The sequence below is a fragment of the Aquiflexum sp. genome (assembly GCF_977115555.1).
Genome location: NZ_CDSBKL010000209.1, coordinates 1 through 7268, shown reverse-complemented (window position 1 = coordinate 7268; position 7268 = coordinate 1). Strand labels below are relative to the sequence as shown.

Sequence of the window (7268 nt, the reverse complement as noted above, 5' to 3'; positions counted from 1 at the left end):
AATAACAAATATTTTTTTATAAATGTCTAACACACAACAACTACACGATTTTACAACACAAGTGCGGAGAGACATTCTTTGCATGGTTCACAAAGTAAATTCTGGACATCCAGGAGGTTCTTTGGGCTGTGCCGAATTTTTGGTTACCTTATACCAAGACGTTATGAAACGCAACCCTGGTTTTTCTATGGACGGCATAAACGAGGATATTTTCTTCTTATCGAGACGATGTAAATCATAACCATCAAGGAAATGCCCATCAAAAAACCTGGAACCGCCCCGGCTAAAAATAACTTGCCCACGGAGACGCCCCCAAAAGCCGCATAAATAATCATGGGGATACTCGGTGGAATAATCGGTCCGATCGTAGATGAAGTTGCCGTGACTGCACAGGAAAAGTCAGTATCATAACCCTCTTTCTCCATAGCCGGAATCATCACCGAACCTATACTCGCCGTATCTGCTATGGCTGTCCCCGAAATTCCTCCAAACAACATGGATGCGCCTACATTTGCCAAGCCCAAACCACCTCGGATATGCCCAAACAATGCATTGCACAATTGGATGATCCTGTTGGTGATGCCGCTTGCATTCATCAGATTGCCGGCCAAAATAAATCCCGGAATAGATAACAATACAAAAACATCCAATCCTGCATACATTTTTTGGGGAATGACAATAAAAGGCAAATCTGAAAAAAGGAGGTATACAAAGGATGCCAATCCCAAAGCAAATGCGATAGGCACTCCAACAATCAACAAAACAAGGAAAACCAGAAACAGGAGAATTGTCATGAGCCGCGCAGGATTTTTTTAAGGTTTGACCTGATCGCCAAAATGCTATAAAACAGCACCAAGAAGGACATAGCACTCATCGAAAAATAGATGACAGCCATGTTGATTTTCATCGAAGCTGAATTTTGAAGACTCACGATCTCAATCAAAGGAATACTGAAAACAAACATGAACAACATCAAAAGAATGATTGCCAAAAGAATCATTGTATCCATCCAAAGCCTTGATTTGCTGTCCAGCCAATCCAAAAATATCGAAACATTGATATAAGACCTGTCCTTGACCGCAAGTCCTGCACCCAAGCTCACCATATAAATGAAGCAGAATCTTGCCATTTCCTCAGTCCAATGCGGTGACCAAGGCAAGGCATATCTTGCGACCACCTGAATCATGACTGTGATAATCATCATCATGAAGCTGATGGTTACGGCCCATTCCAATATTATGTCGAGGTTTGATTTCATAATATATTAAGATATAAGACATGAGATTTGAGAAATGAGACCATAAGCCAGTCTGATCTCATTTTACCTCTTGAATTCTCTTATACAGTTTTTTTTGTTCTTCTGTAAAACTCGCCATGACAGCTTCACTTGCAAGCTTTTCAAATGCCTCTTTGTCCACTTCAATGAACTCCATTCCTTTCTCTTCCAAAAATAGGCGATCCAATTCCTCCTGTTCAAGGTACAGTTCATGCTCATATGCCTGCATGACATGGGCTGATTCCAAGATGATTTGTTGGAGATCTGCCGGCATGCTTTCAAATTTCTTGTTACCCATTACGACATAAGCCCATCCTTTGACATGCTCGGTCATGTTGCAATATTTCTGCACTTCGTAGAGCCCTGCATTTCTGATCAATGCAAAGGGATTTTCCTGACCGTGGATTGTGGATTGTTGCAGAGAGGTAAACACTTCCGAAAAAGCCATTGGAGTGGGTTTGGCACCCAACGCACTCCAAGTGGCCACATAAAGTGAAACATTTGGAACCCTGATGATCAATCCTTTGAGATCATCGGGCTGTCTCACAGGTACATTGGTGGTCAGGTTTCTTGCTCCCCGCTCAAACCAGGCAATAGGCTTCAATCCCGCCACTTCGGTGATATGTGCTTCAATTTCCTTTCCTATAGGTCCCCCCGCTACTTTCTGCAAATGGTCAGAATCTCGGATTGCAAAAGGTGTGGCACATAAAATGGCATAAGGGAGACTCCAGTTTTCAAGAGATTCGGCCGTGACCATGATGTCCATACTCCCTCCCAAAATCCCGGTGATCATGTCCATTTCTTTTCCAAGCTGTTCGTTGGGATAGACTTTTACTTCTACTCTTCCTTCCGAGCGGACAAACACTTCCTCAGCAAACTTCAGAGCTGCCTTATGCCAAATGTTGTTTTCATTGGCTAAGTGACCAAATCGAAGGATATATTCAGGTTCAATTTTTGATCCCGGCTGCTTGCAGGCAGACAAAGCAAAGAGTACCAGAAAACAATGGACTAAGTTTTTGATCATTTGGGTTTGGAAACTGCAAGTATTTCAAAATGTAAAGGATCAATAATTTATTGAAAAAAATCTGCTTTCATACCAAACCTTTCATTATTCTCTCAATCCAACCTCGGAAGGCTCAACTTGTACCTAACTGGAATCAGCCTGATACTGATGGTCACCGAAATGGAAATCAGCAGGTTGATATCCCGGTGCAAGCCAAAATAGTTCAGTACCAGATATAGGATTGCCCCTGCCAAACAAGCGGAAGCATAAATTTCCTTGCGGAAAAGTATGGGGATTTCATTGACAAGTGTATCCCTGATGACCCCACCCATCACAGCTGAAAACATGCCCATGATGGCTGCAATCTCAGGTCTGACCCCAAGACTCAGGGATTTTTCTACCCCCAAAACAGTAAAAAAAGCTATCCCCAAAGTGTCAAACAAAAACATGGTTCTCCTGAGTTTTAGCATGATTCTCGGGAAAATAAATGCCGTGAAAATCCCTGCAAATATTGCATACAGGAAATAGACATCCCCAATCCAAACCAATGGATAGGAACCCAAAAGAACGTCTCTCAGCGTACCGCCACCGATCGCCGTAATAAACCCAGTGAACCCCGCCCCAAAAATATCATGCTCCCTATCCCGGACTGCCAAAGCTCCGGAAATGGCAAATACAAAAGTACCGATCAGTTCAAGGGGGTATTGAAGGTCCATTTCAGTTTGGAATATTTCCCAAATAAAACCTATTTCAAGTCTTTGAAAAAGTAAGAGATCGATTTTTGAATTTAAAGGTTAAATCGCTAACTTAATCAGGTAACCTAAAACCCAATAACCTATGAGAGAAAGACTGAACGTATCGATACAATCTGCGAGTTTGATTCTAGTCGCGGCAGGCCTTGCCTGGGTGGTTTGGTCCAGCGATACCACGATGAAAGAAATGCTGACTTACCTGATTATAGTTATTTTATTGATCGAAGGATTGAGTCTCTATTTGATCGGGAAAGTATATCCCGAAAGCCACACCACTTTCAAAACAGGTATATTGGCTTCGCTGCTGATACTTTTTGGAATCAAAATAATGGCTCCTGATTTGTTCATCCCCCTTACTATTACAGTTTTTGCCATCAATTTTATGTATAATTTCTATACCAACGGGAAAAGAAGAAGAGGAACTATAAAGCGGAAAACAGGAGCAAAATTAAAAACAAGGTAAGTTGAGGATCGGCATAACTTTTGAAAGAAAATAAGAAAAAAAAACTTAAGATGCTGAAAAGATACCTTTTGCTCTTGTTGCTGCTTGTGCCTATTTCTCTTTTTGCCCAAGCTAAGCTAGATAAACTCGTCTCCGAAAGGACAAATATGCATGCCGCTTGGAAGGCCTCTGAGTCTAAAAAAACCGGGATTTTTGGAAACCGAACCAAGAAAGACATGATCGAAACCAATGAATGGATGGAACGCATCATCCAAAAGGACAATCAGATCATCGAAGAATTGAAGCTTCTCAGCGAGATCGAAAAGACCGAAATCACCTACGAAAAGAACGACTACAAATTTATTTCTCAGAAGCAGGAAAGAGAAATAGCCATGCTGAAACGGACTTTGGCAGAAAAAGAGGATATGGTAATAGCTGAAAAATCCGAAAGCCGAACCTACGAATGGACCACTTTAATACTCTTTCTGAGTACGCTAATTCTGGGTTTCTTAATTTGGAAAAAGAGATAAGCCTTCAACTTATTTCAACCTTGCGATTGGAGTCCTTCCTCCCTTTGTTTTTTCCTCTAAGCTTACCAAGATTTCGGCATCAAGAGGAAGATAGACATCTACTCTTGATCCAAATTTGATAAAACCGAATTCTCCTCCCTGAGCAAGCGGAGTCCCTTCTTTGACGTACCATTTGATGCGACGTGCCAAAGCCCCTGCAATCTGTCGGACAAGGATTTTTACACCGCTTTTGTGGGTCAAGACCATGGTGGTCCGTTCGTTTTCAGTGCTCGATTTAGGATGCCAAGCCACTAGGTATTTGCCTGGATGGTATTTAAAAAACTCCACTACACCTGCGATTGGCGACCTGTTGACATGGACATTTATCGGTGACATAAAAATAGACACCTGTTTTCTTCTGTCATTCAGGTATTCCGTTTCGGTAGTTTCTTCAATGACAACCACTTTGCCATCCGCTGGGGCAAATACTAATTTTTCTTCGTTTGGAAGCTGAATGTAAGGATTCCTAAAAAACTGTAGAATCAATAGATAGAAAACAATACTGATCAGCAAGATGACATTGAGGACGGTTTCCTGTTCCGGAATCCACTTGTTCAATCCAAAGTTAACTGCTACCAAGATTAGCAACAGCCAAAATAACAAAGTCCTACCTTCTCTATGAATACTCATGGGCTATAAAATTGAAAGGGCGTGAAAGCTGACTTTCACGCCCCAAATATAGTAAAATCTTTTTTTCGACCTTAAAAACCACCCCTAAAGGTATAGGTTTTTGCTACTTTATCGATGGCTACAATGTATGCAGCAATTCTCATAGGTACTTTATATTTGACCGAAGCCTCATACACATTGTCAAAGGCATCTTTCATGATACGGTCTGACCTTCTGTTTACCCTTTCGGCAGTCCATTTATAACCTAGTCGGTTTTGGACCCATTCAAAGTAAGAAACAGTAACTCCGCCGGCATTGGCCAAAATATCCGGTACAGCCATAATTCCTTTGTCATTCAGGATGGCATCTGCCTTTGCAGAAGTAGGACCATTGGCACCTTCTACAATGAGTCTAGCTTTGATTTTATCTGCATTAGCAATGGTAATGACATCTTCCACGGCAGCAGGCACCAAAACATCCACTTCCAATTCTAGCAGGTCCATGGCATCAGGTAATTTTTCGGCACCAGAGTAATTTTCCAGCGTGCCTTTATTGCCATCTCTGTATGCAATTGCTTCCTGAATATTGATCCCATTGGCATTGAAATACGCTCCAGAAATATCAGAAATTGCCAATATCTTCAAGCCTCTTTCTTCCAACAACAAAGCTGCCCATGAACCCACATTTCCAAATCCTTGGACCGCACATGTTGCTTGGAAAGGATTGATTTTCAATTTTTGCATAGCTGCCAAAGCAGTCACCATCACACCACGACCAGTGGCTTCTGTCCTTCCCAATGAACCACCCAATACCAATGGCTTACCTGTCACAACAGCATTGACCGTCATTCCATGTGCTTTGGAGTATTCATCCATCAACCAAGCCATTTCCCTTGGACCTGTTCCCATATCAGGCGCAGGGATATCCTTGTCAGGTCCAAAAACGTCAATCATCGCGAGGGTGTAAGCCCTTACCAATCTTTCGATTTCTCCGGCAGACATTTCCCTTGGATTACAACGCACTCCGCCTTTTCCTCCACCATAGGGGATGTCGACGACAGCGCACTTCCATGTCATCCATGCAGCAAGGGCCCTTACTTCATCGAGATGAACATCAGGAGCAAACCTGATCCCACCTTTTGCAGGCCCCAAAATGTTGGAATGGATTACCCGAATTCCCTCAAAAACCTTGATTTTACCATTGTCCATGGTAATCGGAAGGGAAACAATTACTTGTTTGGCAGGATTTTTAAGTACGTTATAGACTTCGTCAGAAAGTCCTAATTTTTCTGCTGCAATGTGAAATCTTTCCATCATGGACTCCAGCGGATTTTCTTTATCCTTGATCGGAGCCGGTTCAATGTAAGCCATATTGGGTTTATTTAGTTGACTGATGATTATGGTACAATATTAAGGAGTTTTTTAATATGCCACAGTCAAAATTAGAAGATTTTCAAAAAGGCAGCTATAAATGGGGCTGATAATAACAATCCGTCAAAACGGTCCATAAAACCGCCATGCCCGGGTAGGGATTTTCCGGAATCTTTGATCTCAATACTTCTCTTGAATAGTGATTCTATCAGGTCTCCGTAAGTTCCTGCGATGATAATGATCGTCGCAATTCCAAGCCATTGCCATTCCTCGATGGATTTAAAATTTTTGCCAAGAAAATACGCAACGAGAAATGCTGATGCAGCACCACCCAAAAATCCCTCCCAGGATTTTTTTGGAGAGACCCTTTCAAAAAGCTTGGTTTTCCCAAATTTGGTTCCTGCAAAATATGCACCTGAATCTGAGGCCCAAAGAATAAAAAGAGAGCCTACAATCACTTCATAATGGAAAGTACCATCCACTGAAAATGCTGCTACATTGAGTAATGAAAAAGGAACTGCCACATAAAACAATCCAAGGAAAGTATAGGCAATGCCTGTAAATGGCTTTTTGTCCGACTTCCTGTATAATTTGATAAAGAAAACCAGGGAAACCAATGGAAAGATCAGAAAATAATATTTCTCATTCAGGTGCTCCATTCCAATAAAGAAAGAGAGTGTAAAAATACTAAGGCCCAAAAATGTCCCAAAACTTTTTAACGGCAACATACCGTCAAGTCCCGAAAGCTTATAGAATTCCATTTGGGAAAATGCCAGAATTAAACCAAAAATCAAGAAATAGAGCCAAGGACTAATTATGGAACCTCCTACGATGATACCTGCACCGATGATACCTGTGATTACCCTTTGGCCAAGATTACTGTAATTGTTAATGTTAAATCTGTCTCTGACTCTAAAAGGAGATCTCATTTTTGACAATATTTTGTGCTTTCGAAAACTCAACCTGAGGGACCATCACCTCATACTGTCCGTGTATCCGGTAGACAGATTCTATTTTATTCATCACGACTGCAGGAATGCCGTTTTCCTCCAAGACTGATTTGACAATCTCGGCCCTTACAGGAGAGCCATCTGAGAACACTTTCTGCCAGTTATCCATCTGTTCCAATATTTTGAGTTTTTTCTTTGAATACCCTTAATCCAATCAACAAAATCAAAAGTCTCACGATCGCGATAGGTAAAGATACCTGATCTGTCTCATCAATATTGAATTCTATTTTTCCCAAT

The 7268-nt window shown here is 41.5% G+C and carries 11 protein-coding genes; 3 read left to right on the top strand and 8 right to left on the bottom strand.

Annotation, left to right across the window (positions count from 1 at the left end):
• Positions 1 to 22: 22 nt before the first annotated feature.
• Positions 23 to 241 (top strand): hypothetical protein, encoded by a 219-nt coding sequence (locus ACZFYI_RS12805; protein ID WP_462524525.1) that lies wholly within the window; start codon positions 23 to 25, stop codon positions 239 to 241.
• Here ACZFYI_RS12805 and ACZFYI_RS12800 read toward each other — a convergent pair.
• The 4 genes from ACZFYI_RS12800 to ACZFYI_RS12785 all read right to left on the bottom strand — a co-directional run bounded on the left by ACZFYI_RS12800 (position 186) and on the right by ACZFYI_RS12785 (position 2995).
• Complete coding sequence (locus ACZFYI_RS12800) at positions 186 to 794, bottom strand: TRAP transporter large permease subunit (RefSeq protein ID WP_462524524.1); 609 nt, start codon at positions 792 to 794, stop codon at positions 186 to 188. The genes ACZFYI_RS12805 and ACZFYI_RS12800 overlap by 56 nt on opposite strands.
• Positions 791 to 1258, bottom strand: coding sequence for a TRAP transporter small permease (locus tag ACZFYI_RS12795; protein ID WP_462524523.1), 468 nt, complete (start codon positions 1256 to 1258; stop codon positions 791 to 793). The genes ACZFYI_RS12800 and ACZFYI_RS12795 overlap by 4 nt, the downstream gene beginning before the upstream one ends.
• A 58-nt stretch (positions 1259 to 1316) precedes the next feature.
• Complete coding sequence (locus tag ACZFYI_RS12790) at positions 1317 to 2300, bottom strand: TRAP transporter substrate-binding protein (protein ID WP_462524522.1); 984 nt, start codon at positions 2298 to 2300, stop codon at positions 1317 to 1319.
• A gap of 92 nt (positions 2301 to 2392) precedes the next feature.
• Positions 2393 to 2995, bottom strand: a complete 603-nt coding sequence (locus tag ACZFYI_RS12785) for a trimeric intracellular cation channel family protein (protein ID WP_462524521.1) — start codon at positions 2993 to 2995, stop codon at positions 2393 to 2395.
• Between the two features lie 121 nt (positions 2996 to 3116).
• Between ACZFYI_RS12785 and ACZFYI_RS12780 the strand changes: the two genes are divergently transcribed.
• Positions 3117 to 3494 carry a hypothetical protein gene (locus ACZFYI_RS12780; RefSeq protein ID WP_462524520.1) on the top strand — a complete coding sequence of 126 codons (378 nt, stop codon included), beginning with the start codon at positions 3117 to 3119 and terminating at the stop codon, positions 3492 to 3494.
• Between the two features lie 50 nt (positions 3495 to 3544).
• A complete protein-coding gene (locus ACZFYI_RS12775; RefSeq protein WP_462524519.1) occupies positions 3545 to 4003 on the top strand; it encodes a Clp protease ClpB in 459 nt (152 codons plus the stop codon).
• A 9-nt stretch (positions 4004 to 4012) separates the two neighbouring features.
• On the opposite strand, the gene ACZFYI_RS12770 is transcribed toward ACZFYI_RS12775, so the two are convergent.
• The 4 genes from ACZFYI_RS12770 to ACZFYI_RS12755 form a co-directional block, all read right to left on the bottom strand.
• On the bottom strand, positions 4013 to 4672 hold the full coding sequence (locus ACZFYI_RS12770; RefSeq protein WP_462524518.1) for a phosphatidylserine decarboxylase family protein: 660 nt from the start codon (positions 4670 to 4672) through the stop codon (positions 4013 to 4015).
• A gap of 71 nt (positions 4673 to 4743) precedes the next feature.
• Positions 4744 to 6021, bottom strand: a complete 1278-nt coding sequence (locus ACZFYI_RS12765) for a Glu/Leu/Phe/Val family dehydrogenase (protein ID WP_462524517.1) — start codon at positions 6019 to 6021, stop codon at positions 4744 to 4746.
• 71 nt (positions 6022 to 6092) lie between these two features.
• Entirely contained in the window at positions 6093 to 6950 is an 858-nt protein-coding gene (locus ACZFYI_RS12760) for a phosphatidate cytidylyltransferase (protein ID WP_462524516.1), read from the bottom strand.
• Positions 6934 to 7140: a putative signal transducing protein gene (locus tag ACZFYI_RS12755; protein WP_462524515.1), complete on the bottom strand. Its 207-nt coding sequence runs from the start codon at positions 7138 to 7140 to the stop codon at positions 6934 to 6936. The genes ACZFYI_RS12760 and ACZFYI_RS12755 overlap by 17 nt, the downstream gene beginning before the upstream one ends.
• Between the last annotated feature and the right edge of the window lie 128 nt (positions 7141 to 7268).

Coding starts and splice junctions, on each gene's coding strand:
- ACZFYI_RS12805 (WP_462524525.1), top strand. CDS start 23: ATGTCTAACACACAACAACTACACGATTTTACAACACAAGTGCGGAGA.
- ACZFYI_RS12800 (WP_462524524.1), bottom strand. CDS start 794: ATGACAATTCTCCTGTTTCTGGTTTTCCTTGTTTTGTTGATTGTTGGA.
- ACZFYI_RS12795 (WP_462524523.1), bottom strand. CDS start 1,258: ATGAAATCAAACCTCGACATAATATTGGAATGGGCCGTAACCATCAGC.
- ACZFYI_RS12790 (WP_462524522.1), bottom strand. CDS start 2,300: ATGATCAAAAACTTAGTCCATTGTTTTCTGGTACTCTTTGCTTTGTCT.
- ACZFYI_RS12785 (WP_462524521.1), bottom strand. CDS start 2,995: ATGGACCTTCAATACCCCCTTGAACTGATCGGTACTTTTGTATTTGCC.
- ACZFYI_RS12780 (WP_462524520.1), top strand. CDS start 3,117: ATGAGAGAAAGACTGAACGTATCGATACAATCTGCGAGTTTGATTCTA.
- ACZFYI_RS12775 (WP_462524519.1), top strand. CDS start 3,545: ATGCTGAAAAGATACCTTTTGCTCTTGTTGCTGCTTGTGCCTATTTCT.
- ACZFYI_RS12770 (WP_462524518.1), bottom strand. CDS start 4,672: ATGAGTATTCATAGAGAAGGTAGGACTTTGTTATTTTGGCTGTTGCTA.
- ACZFYI_RS12765 (WP_462524517.1), bottom strand. CDS start 6,021: ATGGCTTACATTGAACCGGCTCCGATCAAGGATAAAGAAAATCCGCTG.
- ACZFYI_RS12760 (WP_462524516.1), bottom strand. CDS start 6,950: ATGAGATCTCCTTTTAGAGTCAGAGACAGATTTAACATTAACAATTAC.
- ACZFYI_RS12755 (WP_462524515.1), bottom strand. CDS start 7,140: ATGGATAACTGGCAGAAAGTGTTCTCAGATGGCTCTCCTGTAAGGGCC.